This window comes from Halopenitus persicus (assembly GCF_002355635.1).
Lineage (GTDB): Archaea > Halobacteriota > Halobacteria > Halobacteriales > Haloferacaceae > Halopenitus > Halopenitus persicus_A.
In genome coordinates, this window is sequence record NZ_AP017558.1 from 1,941,996 (window position 1) to 1,959,869 (window position 17,874).

16 protein-coding genes are annotated in these 17,874 nt (G+C 68.2%); 5 read left to right on the forward strand and 11 right to left on the reverse strand.

What is annotated here, in order from left to right; translation table 11 throughout:
- Positions 1-2: 2 nt before the first annotated feature.
- Complete coding sequence (locus CPZ00_RS09455) at positions 3-842, reverse strand: 4-phosphopantoate--beta-alanine ligase (protein WP_096390658.1); 840 nt, start codon at positions 840-842, stop codon at positions 3-5.
- Between the two features lie 100 nt (positions 843-942).
- Complete coding sequence (locus tag CPZ00_RS09460) at positions 943-1,410, reverse strand: MGMT family protein (protein ID WP_096391664.1); 468 nt, start codon at positions 1,408-1,410, stop codon at positions 943-945.
- A 299-nt stretch (positions 1,411-1,709) separates the two neighbouring features.
- Here CPZ00_RS09460 and trpC point away from each other — a divergent pair, with 299 nt between their 5' ends.
- The 4 genes from trpC (at position 1,710) to CPZ00_RS09480 (ending at position 6,317) form a co-directional block, all read left to right on the forward strand.
- Entirely contained in the window at positions 1,710-2,579 is an 870-nt protein-coding gene (trpC, locus tag CPZ00_RS09465; RefSeq protein ID WP_096391665.1) for an indole-3-glycerol phosphate synthase, read from the forward strand.
- Positions 2,580-2,694: 115 nt separating this feature from the next.
- Positions 2,695-4,029, forward strand: coding sequence for a tryptophan synthase subunit beta (gene trpB, locus CPZ00_RS09470; RefSeq protein WP_233255173.1), 1,335 nt, complete (start codon positions 2,695-2,697; stop codon positions 4,027-4,029).
- Positions 4,030-4,974, forward strand: coding sequence for a tryptophan synthase subunit alpha (gene trpA, locus CPZ00_RS09475; protein WP_096390660.1), 945 nt, complete (start codon positions 4,030-4,032; stop codon positions 4,972-4,974). It begins immediately after the preceding gene.
- A 155-nt stretch (positions 4,975-5,129) separates the two neighbouring features.
- Positions 5,130-6,317, forward strand: a complete 1,188-nt coding sequence (locus tag CPZ00_RS09480; RefSeq protein WP_096390661.1) for a 3-dehydroquinate synthase II — start codon at positions 5,130-5,132, stop codon at positions 6,315-6,317.
- A gap of 45 nt (positions 6,318-6,362) precedes the next feature.
- Here the strand turns inward: CPZ00_RS09480 and CPZ00_RS09485 are convergent, their stop codons facing one another.
- The 9 genes from CPZ00_RS09485 to CPZ00_RS09525 all read right to left on the reverse strand — a co-directional run bounded on the left by CPZ00_RS09485 (position 6,363) and on the right by CPZ00_RS09525 (position 16,086).
- Positions 6,363-7,529: an arginase family protein gene (locus tag CPZ00_RS09485; protein WP_096390662.1), complete on the reverse strand. Its 1,167-nt coding sequence runs from the start codon at positions 7,527-7,529 to the stop codon at positions 6,363-6,365.
- Between the two features lie 189 nt (positions 7,530-7,718).
- A complete protein-coding gene (locus tag CPZ00_RS09490) occupies positions 7,719-9,008 on the reverse strand; it encodes an ArgE/DapE family deacylase (protein WP_096390663.1) in 1,290 nt (429 codons plus the stop codon).
- Positions 9,009-9,283: 275 nt separating this feature from the next.
- The gene (locus CPZ00_RS09495) at positions 9,284-10,282 is read right to left on the reverse strand and encodes a branched-chain amino acid ABC transporter permease (protein ID WP_096390664.1); all 999 of its coding nucleotides are present in this window, start codon (positions 10,280-10,282) and stop codon (positions 9,284-9,286) included.
- The gene (locus tag CPZ00_RS09500; RefSeq protein WP_096390665.1) at positions 10,279-11,151 is read right to left on the reverse strand and encodes a branched-chain amino acid ABC transporter permease; all 873 of its coding nucleotides are present in this window, start codon (positions 11,149-11,151) and stop codon (positions 10,279-10,281) included. The genes CPZ00_RS09495 and CPZ00_RS09500 overlap by 4 nt, the downstream gene beginning before the upstream one ends.
- A gap of 66 nt (positions 11,152-11,217) precedes the next feature.
- Positions 11,218-11,937, reverse strand: a complete 720-nt coding sequence (locus CPZ00_RS09505) for an ABC transporter ATP-binding protein (RefSeq protein ID WP_157744218.1) — start codon at positions 11,935-11,937, stop codon at positions 11,218-11,220.
- 1 nt (position 11,938) lies between these two features.
- On the reverse strand, positions 11,939-12,649 hold the full coding sequence (locus tag CPZ00_RS09510; protein WP_096390667.1) for an ABC transporter ATP-binding protein: 711 nt from the start codon (positions 12,647-12,649) through the stop codon (positions 11,939-11,941).
- A complete protein-coding gene (locus CPZ00_RS09515; protein WP_096390668.1) occupies positions 12,646-14,157 on the reverse strand; it encodes an amidase in 1,512 nt (503 codons plus the stop codon). The genes CPZ00_RS09510 and CPZ00_RS09515 overlap by 4 nt, the downstream gene beginning before the upstream one ends.
- Positions 14,144-14,566, reverse strand: a complete 423-nt coding sequence (locus CPZ00_RS09520; protein ID WP_096390669.1) for a GNAT family N-acetyltransferase — start codon at positions 14,564-14,566, stop codon at positions 14,144-14,146. The genes CPZ00_RS09515 and CPZ00_RS09520 overlap by 14 nt, the downstream gene beginning before the upstream one ends.
- Before the next feature lie 101 nt (positions 14,567-14,667).
- Positions 14,668-16,086, reverse strand: coding sequence for a substrate-binding domain-containing protein (locus CPZ00_RS09525; protein WP_096390670.1), 1,419 nt, complete (start codon positions 16,084-16,086; stop codon positions 14,668-14,670).
- 305 nt (positions 16,087-16,391) lie between these two features.
- Here CPZ00_RS09525 and CPZ00_RS09530 point away from each other — a divergent pair, with 305 nt between their 5' ends.
- Complete coding sequence (locus CPZ00_RS09530) at positions 16,392-17,753, forward strand: aspartate aminotransferase family protein (protein ID WP_096390671.1); 1,362 nt, start codon at positions 16,392-16,394, stop codon at positions 17,751-17,753.
- The last annotated feature ends 121 nt before the right edge of the window (positions 17,754-17,874 follow it).

A 17,874-nucleotide genomic window follows, 5' to 3' on the forward strand; every position in this document is an offset into this window, starting at 1 on the left:
CGCTATCGGTCGTTTTCGTCCGGGTCCGTTTCGTCCGCTTTTCGCGCGTCCGTTTCGTCCGCCTCATCCGTGTCCGTTCTCACCTCATCCTCGTCCGCGAACGATCCCCGTCGGATCGCCGCCTCGGCGGCGGCGAGCGCCTCCTCGCGGTCGAAGGAGTCGATGACGTACGCCAGCTCCTCCGGCGGCGCGTCGGCCAGCCGGCGGGCGTGGTGGGTGATGTTGGGCACCGCCCGGAGGACGTTGTCGATGATCGGCACCGTCGCGGCCCGCGCCGACCGGGAGCCGGGATTCAAGTCGATCACGATCTCCGTCTTCCCGGTCTCCCCGAGCGCCTCGGCGCGGTCCCCGTCCTCCAGGGGGACGAGCACGACGTCGGCGGCGCCGATCCCGTCGGCGTCGACCGTCGCGCGCTCGTGGGACAGCCCCGGGATCCGGCCGTCGGCAGTCAATCCCTTGACCTCCTCAGCTCCGTGATCGCGGAGATGGGCGGCGATCCGCTCCATCCGCTCGGTCGTGCGGTTGAACAGGTTGACCTCGATGTCGGCCCCGGTCGTCGCCGCCAGCTCGACGATCGCCTCGGGCACGAGGGCGGCGACGTTCCCGTTGACCGAGAGCACGGGATGGTCGGCGGCGAGCAGGTGGGCGGCCGCGGCGCGTTCGGCGTCGCCGGCCGACGGGATCGTCTCCTCGCCGAGCAGGTAGTCGAAGGCCTCGCCGCGCCCTTGCGCGATCAGGCCCTGTCTCGAGGTGATCCCCTCGTCGACGCCCGCCTCGATCCGGTGTCGCGTCAGCAACGACTCGTATCGCGGGTGATCCTCGGGGATCTCGGCGTCGGTCATACCCCGGCTTCGGGGACCGTCGTTTAAAAGTGTTCCATCGATCGTGGCGATCGTCACTCGCCCGCCCGGTCAGCGAAGCCCCTCGTCGTTCCGAGTTCGGTCAGCGAAGCCCCTCGACGTCACGAAACGTCCCGCGGACGGACCCGGGCGTCGCGTACGGGCCGCCCTCGACGCGGTGATCGGGGATCACCAACGGCGCCGGATTCTCGTTCAGCGCCGCCCGCACGAACTCGAGGTCCTCCGGGTCGTTGTCGTCCCGACCGGCCAGCCGGGTGAGCCGGCTGAGCGACGCCGATTCGCCGTACGGCAGGTTCCGGGCCGCCTCGAGGACCTCGCGGCGGTCGGTCGGAAGGGTGAGGCCCAGATCGACGTCCGCGAACGACTCCTCTTCCCCGGCCAGGTACGCGTCGATCCGGTCGAGCAGCTCGTGATCCTCCTCGGCGTCCTCGGGGACGTCGGCCGGGAACGAGACGGAGATGACGTGGCCGCTCGCGAACCCCACCTCGACGGCCCGGTCGAGGGCCGAGTACGAGCGCGCGTAGACGCCCGTCGTCCCGCCGAAGCTCACCATCTCGACCGCCTCCGGTCCGGCCGCCCTCGATTCGACCGCGGTCGCCGTCCGTCGTTCCGGTCGGACACCCTCCGCCGTTCGTCGCTTCGGTCGCGATTCTCACGACGGTCGATCGATCTCATAGCCGTTCGTACGGCGTCCGTTTATAAGGGGTTTCGCTTTCATTTATATAAAACCGAGCTCGACGGCCGGCTTCGCCGAATGAAAAACGCCACCGCCGACCGTGTCCGCTCCTCGCCGGGTGCGCAAGCCTTATGAACAGATACGTACATTAGTGATCAGTAATGGACGATGGGATGAAGGACGATGGGATGAACGATCTCGCGCCGGCGGTCCGGTCGATCCTGGAGGCGTCCGCGTCTCGATCGGGCGGCGACGGACGCATCGACGTCGACCCCCGCGATCTCGAGGCGGCGTTCGCGGCGGCCGAACCCGACGGAACGCCGGTGATCGCGGAAGTCAAGCCGACCAGTCCAACCACCGATGGAACACGCGAGGACGACCCGGTCGATCTCGCGACGCAAATGGTCGCGGGCGGGGCGGCCGCGCTCTCGGTGTTGACCGAACCCGAGCACTTCGGCGGGTCGACCGGGACGCTCGAGCGCGTTCGCGAGGCGGTCGACGTCCCCGTTCTTCGCAAGGACTTCCTCGTGCACGAGGGGCAGCTGGATGCCGTCGCCAGCGACGTCGTCCTGCTGATCGCCCGATTCCTCGGCGACGACCTCGAGCCGATGCTCGCGGCCGCTCGCGACCGCGGCTTCCAGGTTCTCGTCGAGGTCCACGACCGCGCGGAACTGGACCGGGCGATCGCCGCCGGGGCGCGTTTCGTCGGCGTCAACAACCGCGATCTGGCGAAGCTCGAGGTCGACCTCGGGACCTTCGAGGACGTCGCGCCCCAGGCTCCCGAGGACGTCACCCTGATCGCGGAAAGCGGCGTCACGACCGCCGCGGACGCGCGCCGGATGCGCGCGGCCGGCGCGGACGCGCTGTTGATCGGGAGCGCCATAATGGACGGGGACGTTCGTTCGAACGTCCACCGATTCGTGACCGCCGACGCCAGCACCGACGCCAGCGCAAACGACGCCGATGCTTGCGAGACGACCGACGCCGATGCTGGCGGAACGATCGACGACAGCACCGCAACCCGCACCGTCGCCGACGAGTGATGTGCGGCGACGACGCCATTCGAACGCCAACCCTCACGATGATCGAACCCACAGCCACCCTATGAGCGAGATGACACCGACCACCGACGACGAGGAGACGAAGCGATCGACCGCGATGAATCCGGCCGATCCGGCCGACCCGACCCCGGTCCCCGGCGAGACTGACGGGAAGTTCGGCCGCTACGGCGGCCAGTACGTTCCCGAGGCGCTGATGCCCGCGATCGAGGAGCTGACCGACGCCTACGAGCGGTACGTCCTCGAGAACCAGGACGGCTTCATGGACGAGTTCCGCCGCTGCCTCCGGGAGTTCGGCGGGCGCCCGACGCCGCTCCAGCACGCCGAGCGCCTCTCCGATCGGTACGACCGGGACGTCTATCTGAAGCGGGAGGACCTGCTCCACGGCGGCGCGCACAAGCTCAACAACGCGCTCGGGCAGGTACTGCTGGCGAAGTATATGGGCAAAGAACGGGTCATCGCGGAGACCGGCGCCGGCCAGCACGGGACCGCCACGGCGATGGCGGCCGCCCACCTCGACATGCCCTGTGAGGTGTACATGGGCGAACGCGACATCAACCGCCAGCGGCCCAACGTCTTCCGAATGACGCTCAACGGGGCGACGGTGACCCCGGTAACGGCCGGCCGCGGCACGCTCAAGGAGGCGATCTCCGAGACGATGCGCGACTGGGCGGGGTCCGTCGAGGACACCCACTACGTCATCGGCAGCGTCGTCGGACCGCATCCCTTCCCGGCGATGGTCCGTGACTTCCAGTCGGTCGTCTCGGAGGAGGCGCGCCGGCAGGCGCTGGAGACGATCGGCGAACTTCCGACCGACGTGGTCGCGTGCGCCGGCGGCGGCTCGAACACGATGGGCTCGTTCGCCGCCTTCCTCGAGGACGAACGCGTCTCGTTACACGCCGTCGAGGCGGGCGGCGCGGATCTCTCGATCGACGAGGCGGCGGGCGTCGCGCCCAACTCGGCGTCGCTGTACGCCGGCGAGGAGGGCGTCCTCCACGGCGCGCGCACGAAGCTGCTCCAGGACGCACACGGCCAGATCGTCGAGAGCCACTCGGTCTCAGCCGGACTCGATTACGCCGGCGTCGGCCCCGAGCTCGCGCACCTCGTCGATGAGGGACGCGTCACCCCGGCCGCCGTGGACGACGACCAAGCGCTGGAGGCGTTCCATCTCCTCTCGCGCACCGAGGGGATCATTCCGGCGCTCGAGTCCGCTCACGCGCTCGCGTACCTCGAGGACGTTGCGGGCCCCGACGCCGACGCAGACGCCGGGGGCGGGAACGGGACGGCCGATCAGGAGGCGGACGCGCTCGGCGAGACGGTGGTCGTCACCGTCTCCGGACGCGGCGACAAGGACCTCGAAACCGTGATTGAGGAGACCGCCGACCGCGACATCGACGGCGCGCCGGACATGTCCGCGTTCACGGGGGGGATCTAGATGACGGAGCCGACGGCCGACCGGGAGACCGATGTCGCCGCGGCGGACCGCGAGGCGGAGGCCGTGACGGCCGACCGGGAGACCGACGCCGCGACGGCGACCGGCAACAGCGAGGCGATCGCGCGGGCGTTCGCGGACGGCCCGGCGTACGTCCCGTACCTCGCGGTCGGCGACCCGGACTACGAGTCCTCCCTCGAGTACGTCGAGGCGCTCGAGCGCGGCGGCGCCGACCTCATCGAGCTCGGGCTGCCCTTCTCGGAGCCGATCGCTGAGGGGCCGACCATCCAGGGTGCCGTCGTCCGCGCGCTCGAGGGCGGTATGACCCCGGACCGCTTCTTCGAGTTCGTCGAGGACCTCGACGTCGACGTTCCGCTCGTCTGTATGACCTACTACAACCTCATCTACCAGTGGGGCGATGCGGAGGGACCGCGTCCGTTCGTCGAGCGCGCCGCCGACGCGGGGTTGGAGGGATTCGTCGTGCCCGACCTCCCGGCCGAGGAGGCCGATCCCCTGCGGGACGCCTGCGACGAGTTCGGCCTCGATCTGGTGTTCATCGTCGCCCCGACCACCGAGGGCGACCGACTCGACCGGATCATGAGCCGGGTCTCCGGATACGTCTACGTCCAGGCCCGGCTCGGAACGACCGGCGCACAGGACGACGTCTCGGACCACACGGCGGCCAGCCTCGACCGGCTTCGGGAGTACGACGTCCCGAAGGCGGTCGGGTTCGGGATCTCGTCGGGCGAACACGCCGAGCGGATCGTCGAGGCCGGCGCGGACGGGATCATCGTCGGGTCGGCGCTGGTCGACATCGTCGCAGCGGGCGTCGAGTCGGACCGCTCGACCGAGGCGGTCGCCGACCAGCTCGAGTCGCTCTCGCGGGAGCTCGTCGAGGGCGCCGACCGCGGTTATCAGGCGCGGTCGTCGGTCGCCGACTCGCGCTGACCGGTCTCGTGGTCGACAGCGGACTCGCGCTGACGGCCGACGTCACCGCGGACTCGCGCTGACCGCAGCCGCGATCGACCATCGATCGTGCTGACGCGTCCGCAACCGACCGCGCTTTCGCAGTTTTCAAGCACCGAGAGCACGACCCTTCGGCAATGACACGCACCGTCTGGGTCAAGGCCGACGACGCGGTCGGCGACTGGGAGCAGCGAAAGCGCCGGATCACCGCCGGAATCGAGGCCGGGGTCGACTGGGTGCTCGTCGACGAGAGCGACGTTCCGCGGGTACGGGAGCTCGGTGACGTGAACGTGGCGGCGTTCCGCGCCGACGCCGACGTCGTCGACGAGGCCGAGCCCGAGGACGACGCGGACGCGGCCCGCGCCGACGCCTACATCGTCGGCAAGGACGGCGAGGGCGACGGGACGATCTCGATGCCGGAGGACCTCTCGGGGTCCGCCGACCTGTCGACGCTCCGCCGCCGTGACGACCGGGCGCAGGGCGTGTACACCAGGATCCTCGACGAGCGGTACGAAGCGTTCGCCGAGGCGGCCGCCGCGGACGCCGAGTACACGATCGTGGTCGGCGAGGACTGGACGATCATCCCGCTGGAGAACCTGATCGCCCGCGTCGGCGAGGAGACCCACCTCGTCGCGGGCGTCACGTCGGCCGCGGAGGCGCAGACCGCCTTCGAGACGCTGGAGTCCGGCTCCGACGGCGTGCTCGTCGACGCCGACTCGCCGGACGCGATCCGCGGCGCCGTCGAGGCTCGCGACGCGGCCGAGCGGGAGCGGCTCGAGCTCTCGTACGCGACCGTCACCGAGGTCGAACAGGCCGGGATGGCTGACCGCGTCTGCATCGACACCGGGAGCCTGATGGACCACGACGAGGGGATGCTCGTCGGCTCGATGTCGCGCGGGCTCTTCTTCGTCCACGCCGAGACCGCCGAGAGTCCCTACGTCGCCTCGCGGCCGTTCCGGGTCAACGCGGGCGCGGTCCATGCCTACGTCCGAACCCCGGACGGCGGAACGAAGTACCTCGCCGGGCTGAAGTCGGGCGACGAGGTCCAGGTCGTCGACACGGAGGGGCGCACACGGGAGGCGATCGTCGGCCGCGTGAAGATCGAGAAGCGGCCGATGTTCCGCGTGGAGGCGGAGGTCGAGACCGACGACGGCGTCGACCGCGTCGAGACCCTGCTGCAGAACGCCGAGACGATCAAGGTCGCCACCAGCGAGGGTCGGACCGCGGTCACCGACCTCGAGGCGGGCGACGAGATCGCGCTCTACTACGAGGACGTCGCGCGCCACTTCGGCGAGTCGGTCGAGGAGAGCATCATCGAGAAGTAACGTCCGCCGCCGGACGACGTGTGGGCCGGTTCAGCTCACTTCAGTTCATTCGACCGGCCAGTATTCCCGGTGGCGGGCGACCGCCTCGTCGATCCACTCTTCGACCAGGTCGGTCGGCTCGTCGAGGAACGTGAAGGGATCGCCGGTCCCGTACCCTTCCAGTTCGACCGTCCGATCGAGAACGCCCTCGAAGACGCCCAGCGTGGCGAACGAGAGGTGCGAAGGCTGGTAGCCGCCCTCCTGGATCAGCGCCAGCGCGCCGTCGGCCGTCTCGTCGGCGAGCCGCCGGACGCGGGCGCCCATCTCGCGGAACCCCGCTCGAGTCACGATGTTTCGTCCGTTCATGTCCGAGGGTCCGGCGTCCTGTCCGGCGCTGACGAGCAGCAGGTCCGGGTCGAACTCCGCGACGACCGGTTCGACGATCCGGTCGAAGACGGCCTCGTAGCCGCGGTTCCCGGTGCCCGGCGGCAGCGGAACGTTGACGGTGTATCCCTCGCCGTCGCCGGTGCCGACCTCGTCGAGCGATCCCTCCTGGGGGTGGTACTCGGGATGCCAGGAGCCGTGGTCGTTGTGTGCGCTCACGAACAGCACGTCCTCGCGGTCGACGAACGCTTCCTGGGTCCCGTTGCCGTGGTGGACGTCCCAGTCGACGATCGCGACCCGGTCGGCCGCGACGTCGGCGGGGCCGTCGTCGGCCAGCGCCGCCTCGGCCGCCAGCGCCGCGTTGTTGAGGAAACAGAACCCGTCCGCGCAGTCGGGTTGGGCGTGGTGACCGCTCGGGCGGCAGAGGGCGTACGGGAGGGGGGCCTCGGGTCCGGATACGGGGCTCGGTTCATCGAGCGCGTGCCCGGCGGCGGCGATGGCGGCGCCGGCCGACACCCGGGCGGCGTCGTAGGTGTGCTCGTTCATCCCGGTCGTCGTGTCCTCGATCCGGCCGCCGCCGTCGGCACAGAACGCCTCGAGCCAGTCGAGGTAGTCGGGGTCGTGAACGCGTTCGAGCGCGGTCCGGCTCGCACGCGACGGCGAGACGGTCTCGGCGACGTCGTCGAAGGCGTGGTCGATCATCGCCCGGACGTTCTCGACGCGCTCCCGGCGGTCCGGGTGCACCTCGGGGGTCGCGACGATGGGCGTGTCGGGGAACTTGAAGGCGCCCCTCGGCGGTTCGTGGTCGAGCATGCGGTCGTCCCAGTAGACGGTGATGTCGGCTGTCATCGGTGGTATGGTGTCGTGTGTCGTAGTCGATATTCGTTCCGTCGATGTGGTGGCGTCGGTTCGGCCGCCGCGACGTGATCGAATCGGTCGTTGCGACGCGATCGAACCGGCCGCCGCGGCGGATTCGGGCCGTTGCCGTGATGCGGCCGGACCGACCATCGTACCGTGACCGGACCGACCGCCGTCGGATTACTCCTCGATCCCGCAGTACTCGACGGCGATCGCGGCGATCGTCGCCGCGGCCTCGAGCAGCGAGGGGACCGTGGTGTGTTCGTCAGCACCGTGGAGGTTCGCTCCCTCGGGACCGACCGAGACGGCGTCCACGTCGTAATACAGCGGGTAGAACCGCTCGTCGAGGCCGGCGTTGCCGCCGACGAACGAGCCGGAGCGGCCGGTGACGTCCTCGCCCACACGCTTCGCGAGCGTCGCGATCTCGCCGCTCGGGTCGACCTCGTGGGGCTCGGCCTGCCAGCCGAACCACTCGACCTCGGGCGGATGCTCGGCGAGCCACTCGTCGTTCGCCGCCGCCTCGGCGACGGCGTCCTCGATCTGTGCGCGGACCTCGGCGCGGGTCTCGCCCGGCGGCCAGCCGATCCGTCCCTGGAGGACCGCCCGCGAGGGGAGCGTCGAGGGCCAGTCCCCGGCCTCGATCGTCCCGACGTTGAGGTTCGTGACGTTCCCCTCGAGGGAGGGGTTCGCCCGGTAGGCCGGCTCGTAGTCGATCCGCGCCTTCCGCTCGGCATCGAGCTCCTCGAGAGCGCGGTAGACCGTGGCGGCGTTGCCGATGGCGTTGACGCCCTCGTGGCCCCACGCCGCGTGGACGCTCTTGCCCGGCACTATCACGCGGAAGTACATCACGCCGGCGCTGGCGACGCCGACGTTCGGCACGCCGAATGGCTCGGCGATGACCGCCGCGTCGGGAACGTAGCCCCGCTCGAGGACCGCCAGCGCCCCGCCGACGCCGCCGTCCTCCTCCTCGATGACCGACTGGAAGAGGAGGTCGCCGCCGAGGTCGACCCCGAGCTCGTCGAGCGTCTCCATCGCGATCAGGGTCGCCGCGAGTCCGCCCTTCATGTCCGCGACCCCGCGGCCGTAGAGGGTCTCACCCTCCTGCGTCAGCGACCACGGCTCGCGGTCCCACTCCGCCTCCGTCACGTCGACCACGTCGATGTGGCCGCCCAGCGTGAGCGTGGGTCCGTCGCCACCCTCGCGGCGGGCGACGACGTTCGGTCGTCCCTCGTAGCCGTACTCCTCGTAGGAGGAGGTCTCGAAGTACGCCTCGTGGTCGGCCAGGTCGTCGGCCGACGGCTCGAAGACGTCGGGCTCGAGGCCCATTGCCTCGAGCCGGTCGATGATGACCTCCTGGGCGGGCGCCTCGTCGCCGGTGACGGTCGGCGCCTCCACGAGGTCGCCGACCAGGTCGATGAGGTCGGATTCGTTCGATTCGATCGCGTCGGTGAGCGTGTCCTGAGTCGTCATTGCGTGTGTTCGGTGTCGGTGTGGGTCTCGAGTGATTCGGCGTGGGCTCGAGTGATGCCGTCCCGGCATCGTGGTCGGTCGTCGATACGTCTCGCGCTTCGGTCCGGAGTTTTCCTCAACCGGTTACGTTCGACCGGGAGATCCGTCGTCACCCGGCCACTGCCGACCGGGTGCTTCATCCCGGCCACTGCCGACCGGGTGCTTCGTCTCCGGCCACTGCCGACCGGATGCTTCGTCTCCGGCCACTGCCGACCGGATGCTTCGTCTCCGGCCGATCACTCCCGCTCGAACAGCTCGCGGAGCCGGTCCCGTGGGTCGAGCGAGCTGTCGGCGAGCCCGTTCGGGAAGTAGATCGTCACGACGATCAGCATCGCGCCCCAGATGACGAGCCGGAGCTCTCCGAGGTCACGGAGCCCCTCGTTGAGCCCGAAGACGATCACCGCACCGAAGATCCCGCCGCCGATCGTCCGGAGGCCGCCGATGATTCCCATCGCCATGAACTCGATCATCCGGTTGACCTCGATCATCGGGGGCGAGATGATCAGGACGGTGTATATCTGCAGTCCGCCGGCGACGCCGGCGATGGCGGACCCGACGACGAACCCGACGAGCTTGTATCGCGGGACGTTGTTCCCCAGCATCCGTGCCGCGTCGGGGGCCTCGCGGATCGCCCGCGCGACGAGGCCGAACCGGTTGACCAACAGCCCGTACTGGACGACCAGCAGGACGACCACGAGCACGAACACGAAATAATACAGCGCGAGGCGGTTTCCGCCGAACAGCGACGGGAATCCCGTGTATCCGGTGGGCCCGCCGGTGAGCTCGCGGAAATGGATCGTCAACCGGTAGACGATCTCCGCGAACGCGAGCGTCGCCATCCCGACGTAGGCGCCGGAGAGGCGCAACACCGGAAGGGCGATCGGGATCGCGAAGATCCCTGCGACGACGCCGCCGAGCAGCACCGCCAGGACCGGATGCACGCCCGCCTGGCCGGCGAGCAGGGCGGTCGCGTACGCGCCGATCCCGTAGAGCGCGGCGTGCGCGAAGCTGAACATCCCGAAGTAGCCGGCGATGAAGATCCAGCTCGTGACCACGAGGATCGCGATGATGAGCTGCGTCAGCAGGTCGAGGGTGTAGCCCCCGACCAGTTGCGGCGCCAGCAGCGCCAGCAACGCCAGCACCGCGAAGACGACCCCGTTTCGCGATCGGGCGTCCTCGACGAGCCGGTCGCCGGTCCGGGCGATCCCGGACCGGAGCGTCTCGAGCACAGTCATTCGAGATACCCCCCGATACCGTCGGGATACGCGACGAGCACGACTATCATGATCGTGAAGAGGATGACCATCGCCATCTGGCTTGACACCCAGATGATGCTGATGCTGCGAACGACCGCCAGTCCCATCGCCGCCAGCAGCGTTCCGCGAACGCTCCCGAGTCCGCCGACCATCACGACGACGAACGAGAGGAGGAACGGGTACCATCCCACGGAGGGATAGACCGCGAACAGCGGGGCCAACAGGACGCCGGCAAGTCCCGCGAGCGCGGCGCTGATACCGAAGGTGATCGCGTACACGCGGTTCGGGCGGACGCCCATCAACAGGGCCGTGTCGTGGTCCTGTGAGACGGCGCGGATGGCCAGTCCGAGTTCGGTTCGCGAGATGACGACGAAGAGCAGTCCGAGCGCGACGAGCGAGATGATGAAGATCAGCACGCGCTGTGCGCTCAGCGTGATCCCGGCGACGTTCCAGATCACGTCGGTGAACCGCGGGAACGACTGGCGTTGTGAGCCGATCCAGACGATGAACGCGTTCTCGAGGAAGAACGCGAGCCCGAGCGTGACGACCATCGACGGGATCCCGAACTCCTCGCGGTCACGGAGCGGTCGGATGAGCACCACCTCGGTCACGTAGCCGAGCGCGAACACCACGAGCCCGGCGGCGACCACCGCCGCAACGAGACTTCCCGTCGCGCCGAGCGTGAAGAAGCCGACGAAGCCGCCGACCATGAACATCGCCCCGTGGCCGAAGTTCAACACGCGCGCGACGCCCCAGATGAGCGTGAGACCGACGGCGATCAGCGCGAGCTGGCCGCCGAACAACAGTCCGTTGACGATCTGCTGCGCGAGCAGGGCGACGCTAACCATCGGTTACCTCCCGCCCCGGCGTCCTCCGCCGGAACACGGTGCGGTTCGTGGGTGTCGGTGCCACCGTCATCCGTGTCGTTCTCCGATGTACATCTCCATTATGTCGTCCTCGTTCCGCAGGGACTCGGTATCGCCCTCGTACTCCAGCCGTCCCTGGTCGAGGACGTAGACGTACTCGGCGATCTCGAGCACCCGTCGGACGTTCTGTTCGATGATGAGCATGTCCCGACCGCGTTCCTTCAGGGCCGCTATCTGCTCGAAGACGTCGTCGACCAGGTGGGGCGCCAGTCCCGCGCTCGGCTCGTCCAACAGGAGGATGTCGGGATCGGGCATCATCGCCCGGCCGAACGCGACCATCATCTGTTGTCCGCCGGAGAGGTCCCCGGCCTGCTGGGAGCGCTTCTCCTCGAGGACGGGGAACATGTCGTAGACCTCCTCGTACTGTCGGTCGAGCAGGTCATCGTCGTCGATCAGGTAGCCGCCCATCCGGAGGTTCTCCTTGACGGTCATGTCCGGGAAGACGCTGCCGCCCTGCGGGAGCATCACGACGCCGCGTTCGAGGACCTCCCGTGGATGGTCGTTCGTCACGTCCTCGCCCCGTATCGTGATCGTGCCGTCCCAGACGTCGACCATCCCGAGGATGGCCTTCATCATCGTGGATTTGCCGGACCCGTTCGGGCCGATGACGCAGTTCACGCGGTCCTCAGCGATCGTCGCCGAGAGGTCGTGGAGGACCTGGTTCTCGCCGTACCCGGCGTCGACGCTGTCGAGTTCGATGAGGCTCATCTCAGGTCCCCCCGAGGTAGGCCTCACGGACCTTCTCATCGTCGCGAATCTCCTCGAAGGTTCCCGAGGCGATGTTGCGACCGGCGTTCATCACGACGACGCGTTCACACAGTTCACTTATCACGGACATGTCGTGTTCGATGACGAGGATGGCGGTTCCCCCCTCGTTGATGCGGCGGATGTCCTCGATGATGTCGTCCATCAACGCCGGATTAACGCCCGCCGCGGGCTCATCCAGCAGGATGAGGTCCGGTTCGAGCATCAGCACGCGGGCGAGCTCGAGCAGCTTCTTCTGGCCACCGCTGAGCTCGTCGGCGCGGTTCTCCCGCACTTCCTCGAGGTGAAGCTCCTTGAGCAGTCGCTCGATGCGCGCCTCCTGTTCGGTCGGTCCACACGAGACGTTCGGCACGAGCAGGTTCTCGTAGACCGAGAGGCGGCCGAACGGCTTCGATATCTGGAACGTTCGCCCGATCCCGCGCTTCGAGACCGCGTCGGGCGAGGCGCCCGTGACGTCCTCCCCGTTGAGGGAGACCGTCCCCTCGTCCGGGTCCAGGAATCCGGTGATGAGGTTGAGCGTGGTCGTTTTTCCGGCCCCGTTGGGCCCGATCAGGCCGACGAGCTCGCCCGCCTCGATCGCCAGGTCGAGCCCGTCGACCGCGACGATGCCGCCGAACCGTTTCGTCACGTCGTCGACTGAGAGTACTGTGGTCATCGGTCACCTCCGATCGCCGTCGGGGGGTACGCATTCGCCCAGGGATTCGCGTCCTCGATCGCCGCTGCCGCCGTGACGACCTCGCGGTCAGCCAGCCGGTCGCCGACCACCTGCATCCCGATCGGGAGCCCGTCGTCGTCGAACCCGGCCGGGATCGAAGCGGCGGGGTGACCGCTGAGGTTCAACGGCCAGGTGAGCGTCCAGCCGTGCATCCGGTGTACGGACTCGCCGTCGACGGTCGGCTCCGTGACGTCGAGTTCGAACGCGGTTCGCCCGAGCGTCGGCGTCACGAGGACGTCGACGTCCGCAAGCGCCGTCGTGATCGCATCGTATACCGCCGTCCGTCGGCGGCGCGCCGTCGAAAGCGTCGTCGTATCGATCTCGAGCCCGGCCCGGATCCGCGACCGGACCTCGGGCGTTATCGGCTCGTCGGTCGCCAGCAGGTCGACGTCGGCGTCGCGCTTGAGGTTCTCGTACAGGCCGACGTATCGGGACTGGAGGATCCACTCGATCGCGTCGTGGCGCTCCTCCCAACTTCCCTCGAAGTGGATATCGATCTCCTCGACGGTCGCGCCGGCCGCCGAAAGCTCATCGAGGGCGGATTCGACCGCGCTCGAGACGGCGTTCGAGACGACGAAATCGCCGAAGGTCGGCGAGTAGCCGATCCGGAGGTCGGAGAGGTCGATCCCGTGATCGGCCGCCTCGCGGTAGGACCACTCCGGCTCGGGAAGTCCGTACGGGTCGCTCGCGTCGGGACCCGCCATCGCCTCGAGCATCAGCGCCGCGTCCGAGACGGTGCGGGCGATCGGTCCGAAGAACGTGTACGGGAGGATCTCCTGAAACGCGTCGGATCGAACCGGGCCCGCGGGCACGCGCCCGAAGTCCGGAAGCAGCCCGACCACGCCGCAGGCGCTCGAGGGGATCCGGATCGACCCGGCCGCGTCCGAGCCGAGCGCGATCGGGGCCAACCCGGCGGCGACCGCCGCCGCGCTGCCGCCCGAGGACCCGCCGGTCGTCCGGCTCGGGTCCCACGGGTTCCCCGAGGCGCCGAAGACGGGGTTGTCCGTCATCGTCTTTCGGCCGAACTCGGGCGTGTTCGTCTTTCCGAGGATTATCGCTCCCGCCTCACGGAGCCGGGAGACGACCACGTCGTCCTCCTCGGGGACGTGGTCGGCGAAGGCTGGCGAGCCGAACGTGGTCCGCACGCCCGCGACGTGATTGAGATCCTTGATCGCGACCGGCACGCCGTGCAGCGGGCCGAGGTCATCGCCGCGCTCGACGGCGCGTTCGGCCGCCGCGGCGGCCTCCCGGGCAAACTCCTCGCAGACGGTCACGTACGCGTTGATCTCGGGGTTCACCCGGTCGATGCGCTCCAGGAACGCGTCGACGACCGCGACCGGCGAGCGCTCCCCGCGTCGGATCTCCGCGGCGAGGGTCGTCGCCGACGTGTAACAGACGTCCGTCGTGTCGGCGCGCGAGGCGTCCGCCGCGTCGTCACTCGAGGTCATACTTGAACGAGTAGCAGTACTTCTCGTACCCCAGGTCGAGGTAGAACCGATGGGCGTCCTCCCGCCACAAGCCGGACTCGAGCTCGACGGCCGCACAGTCCTCCTCGGCGGCCCAGTCGTGAACGTGCTCGAGCATCTCGGCGCCGTGGCCCTCGGACCGGTGGTCCTCGTCGACGACGAGGTCGTAGACGTACGCGTGCCGGCCGAGGTAGAGGTTCGTCGAGATCGTGACGCCGGCGACAGCCACCGGCTCCCCGTCGACGTAGCCGGCGAAGAGCCGGTAGCCCTCCTCCGCCATCGGCTCGTACAGCTCCGCGAACGCCTCGCGGTCGAGGTGGTCGCGGAGCTGTTGCAGGACGGGGAAGACCGCGTCACGCTCGTCCGCCGAGGTGACGCGCGCTATCCGCATCGCTCCCCGTTCGGCCGGCTCGGTTCCGACCCGGCGAGGGTGCCGGCTCCGAATCCGCTCGAGCCGCGGTCAGCTTCCGTGTCGTGTCCTGCCATCCGTGATCAGTAGACCGAGGTGTCGATGTCGGCGGTGGCGATCTCGGAGGGCCACACGAGGTTGAGCTCCTGGTCGATGACCTGGTAGCCGGGGGCGGGCTGGGTGTCGACGCTGCCCCAGGCGGCCTGGTGGTTATCCTGGTAGCTGATGTAGCCGGTGCCGCCCGGGATCGGGTCGTGTTCGAGGACCGTCGACTCCCACTCCTCGACGCTTGCCGACCGGAAGGCCTCGAGGCTCTCGAAGGACGACACGTACTCCGAGATCACCTTGATGTTCTGGTAGGACAGCGCCGCGCTGCCGGTCATGTCCAGGTCGGTGCGCTCGTTCCACGCCGCCAGGGCGCCCTGTTCCTCCAGCAGCGAGTCGACGCGGCCCGCGTTCAACATCGTGAACGCTCCGTCGGCGGCGCTGCCGGCGGTCTCGAGCGCGTCCCCGATCGTGAGCCCGTAGTTGTGGAAGAAGTGCGTCTCCTCGAAGCCGGCCTCGGAGAACTGTCGCGTGAGGTTGCCGGCGCCCGAGGAGGACGTCTGGACCGCCCAGACGACGTCGGGGTCGTTGGACTGGATCCGCGAAAGCAGCGAGGTGAAGTCGGTCGCATCGAGGCTGACCTCGTCCGTGGAGATGATCTCCCAGCCGATCTCCTCGAGCTCGGGCTCCATCAGGTCCATGATCGTCAGGCCGTAGGAGGTGTCCTCGCCGATGAGGGCGATCGTCTGGTCCTCGTAGGGGAAATAGCCCGTCCCCTCCTCCTGGAACTGGTTGATCAGCTTGCGCCACCCCACCGCGTAGGCCTCCGACGGCGGCGTCGTCTTGAAGACGTTCCACAGCTCCTGTTCGTTGATCTTGTCGACGATCGCGCTGGACACCGCCTCGTCGATGATCTGCGGGACGTCGTGTTGGGCGGTGACCTCGATGGTCGCGAGCGCGACGTCGCTGTGGAAGCCGCCGCCGATCACGTCGACGTTCTCCTGTTGGATCAGCCGGTTGACCTCGTTGCGCCCCGCGGAGGGCTGCGACTCCGAGTCGCCGAAGACGAGCTCGATGTCCTGACCGTGGACGCCGCCCGCCTCGTTGATCATGTCCCGTGACATCTCGGCGCCGATCCGCTTCTGTTCGCCGATGTTGGAGGTAGGTCCCGAGAACGGGTTGTAGAACCCGATCTTGAGCCCGTCGCCGCTGCCGCCGCCGTTTCCATTACCGCCGCCATTGCCGTTGCCGCCACCGTTTCCATTACCGCCGCCATTGCCGTTGCCGCCACCGTTTCCATTGCCGCCGCCGTTGCCGAGGCACCCGGCCACGGAGGCGATCGCGATCCCGGCGCCGGTCGTTTTGAGGAAGGCCCGGCGACTGCCGTCGTTCCCGTCGCGTCCCGTCGTGGAGTCGGTCCCGCGTTCGCTCGATCCCGAATTGGTGTTTGATCCCATATGTCTGTCAACCACTATCGTGGATATGGTCGACATACTTATGCGTTCTGGAAGTGGTTAGCGGATGTCGCATTAATACTGTAAAAATGGAACTTCGTTTTATGCTCCTCTCAACAATTGGACCTCGTGTCATTCGTTCGAAGCCTCTCAATTACTCGCTTGGGGTCTCTCCCTCGTCTTCGTCCCGGAAGACCGAGTAGTTAGATATGGTTGGATATATTTTAATATAATTGGATAGTATCCATATCATCCACTCGACGTCGGATTTGAGTAAGAATTATAGGATAGTGGTCAAATATTCGTGTATGGCCGGACCACCGATAGCGGAGTTACATTTCGACGACGCACCGTCAGTCGGGGACGTCCCCGGGCCGCGCTCACGCGAGCTGCTCGAGAAACAGCGCGAGATCGATTCCAGCGCGGTCGCGTATCCCGAGGACATTCCCGTCGCCTTCGAGGCGGGGAAGGGCGCCACCGTTCGCGACCCCGACGGCAACACCTACATCGATCTATTCGGCGGCATCGGCGTGTTGAACGTCGGCCATTCGAATCCCTACGTGCTCGAGGCCGTCCACGAGCAGGCCGACAAGCTCGTTCACACCATCGACTTCCCGACCGAGGCTCGCCTCGATCTGATCGAGCGGCTCAACGAGATCGCGCCGCCCGGACTCAAGGACCAGAACCGCTTCGTCTTCGGCGGTCCGACCGGTTCCGACGCCATCGAAGCCGCGATCAAGCTGGCGAAGTACAACTCGGGCGGTGACGGGCTGATCTCGTTCCGGGGGGCCTACCACGGCACGTCCTCGGGGGCGATGAGCGTCACGGGCAATAAAAAGCTCAAGGATCATTACACGCCGCTGTTGGCGGACGTGGTGCACGCGCCGTATCCGAATCCGTTGCACCAGGAGAAGCCGCCCCAGGAGGCGGTCGAGCACTCCCTCGAGGAGGTCAAAGCGATCCTCGAGGACCCCTATGGTGGCCTGGCGAATCCGGCGGGGATCATCGTCGAGCCGATCCAGGGCGAGGGCGGGATCGTCGCGCCGCCGGAGGGCTTTTTACAAGGGCTGCGGGATCTGGCGACGGACAACGACGTGCCGCTGGTGTTCGACGAGATCCAGTCCGGCTTCGGCCGGACGGGCGAGTGGTGGGCGAGCGAGTGGTACGACGTGACGCCGGACGCGATGACGACCGCGAAGGCGCTGGGCGGGGTGGGCTTCCCGCTGTCGGGGCTGATGTATCACGAGGACCTGGACACGTGGGGGTCGGGCGACCACGCGGGCACGTACCGCGGCCACGTGGTGGCGATGCGGGCGGGCGTCCGCGCGATCGAGTACATTCAGGACCATAACCTGTTGTCCCACGCCCGCGATCTGGGCGCGGAGATCCGCGGCCGCTTTGCCGAGATCGCCGACTCGAACGACGCGATCGCGGAGATCCGCGGGAAGGGCCTGTTCATCGGCGTGGAATTCACCGGCGAGAACGGCCAGCCGGACGACGAGACGGTCGACGCGATCCAGACGGACTGTTTCGAACACGGCGTCCTCGTCTGGAAGGCCGGCCCCCACGGGAACGTGTTGCGGCTCGTGCCGCCGCTGGTACTCACCGAGGAACTGGCCGACACGGCGATGACGATCATCGCCGACGCCATCGACCGACAGACGGCCTAATCTCTGCGACGCAGGCGCTTTCGTCCCTGGGGTGCAGACGGCCGAATTTCGGCAGCGCAGACGGTCGAATTCCTGCGACGCGGACGCCCGTCCATTTATACCACAAACCGAGAGCCCATCG

Coding starts and splice junctions, on each gene's coding strand:
- CPZ00_RS09455 (WP_096390658.1), bottom strand. CDS start 842: ATGACCGACGCCGAGATCCCCGAGGATCACCCGCGATACGAGTCGTTG.
- trpC (WP_096391665.1), top strand. CDS start 1,710: ATGAAGGACGATGGGATGAACGATCTCGCGCCGGCGGTCCGGTCGATC.
- trpB (WP_233255173.1), top strand. CDS start 2,695: ATGAATCCGGCCGATCCGGCCGACCCGACCCCGGTCCCCGGCGAGACT.
- trpA (WP_096390660.1), top strand. CDS start 4,030: ATGACGGAGCCGACGGCCGACCGGGAGACCGATGTCGCCGCGGCGGAC.
- CPZ00_RS09480 (WP_096390661.1), top strand. CDS start 5,130: ATGACACGCACCGTCTGGGTCAAGGCCGACGACGCGGTCGGCGACTGG.
- CPZ00_RS09485 (WP_096390662.1), bottom strand. CDS start 7,529: ATGACAGCCGACATCACCGTCTACTGGGACGACCGCATGCTCGACCAC.
- CPZ00_RS09490 (WP_096390663.1), bottom strand. CDS start 9,008: ATGACGACTCAGGACACGCTCACCGACGCGATCGAATCGAACGAATCC.
- CPZ00_RS09495 (WP_096390664.1), bottom strand. CDS start 10,282: ATGACTGTGCTCGAGACGCTCCGGTCCGGGATCGCCCGGACCGGCGAC.
- CPZ00_RS09500 (WP_096390665.1), bottom strand. CDS start 11,151: ATGGTTAGCGTCGCCCTGCTCGCGCAGCAGATCGTCAACGGACTGTTG.
- CPZ00_RS09505 (WP_157744218.1), bottom strand. CDS start 11,937: ATGAGCCTCATCGAACTCGACAGCGTCGACGCCGGGTACGGCGAGAAC.
- CPZ00_RS09510 (WP_096390667.1), bottom strand. CDS start 12,649: ATGACCACAGTACTCTCAGTCGACGACGTGACGAAACGGTTCGGCGGC.
- CPZ00_RS09515 (WP_096390668.1), bottom strand. CDS start 14,157: ATGACCTCGAGTGACGACGCGGCGGACGCCTCGCGCGCCGACACGACG.
- CPZ00_RS09520 (WP_096390669.1), bottom strand. CDS start 14,566: ATGCGGATAGCGCGCGTCACCTCGGCGGACGAGCGTGACGCGGTCTTC.
- CPZ00_RS09525 (WP_096390670.1), bottom strand. CDS start 16,086: ATGGGATCAAACACCAATTCGGGATCGAGCGAACGCGGGACCGACTCC.
- CPZ00_RS09530 (WP_096390671.1), top strand. CDS start 16,392: ATGGCCGGACCACCGATAGCGGAGTTACATTTCGACGACGCACCGTCA.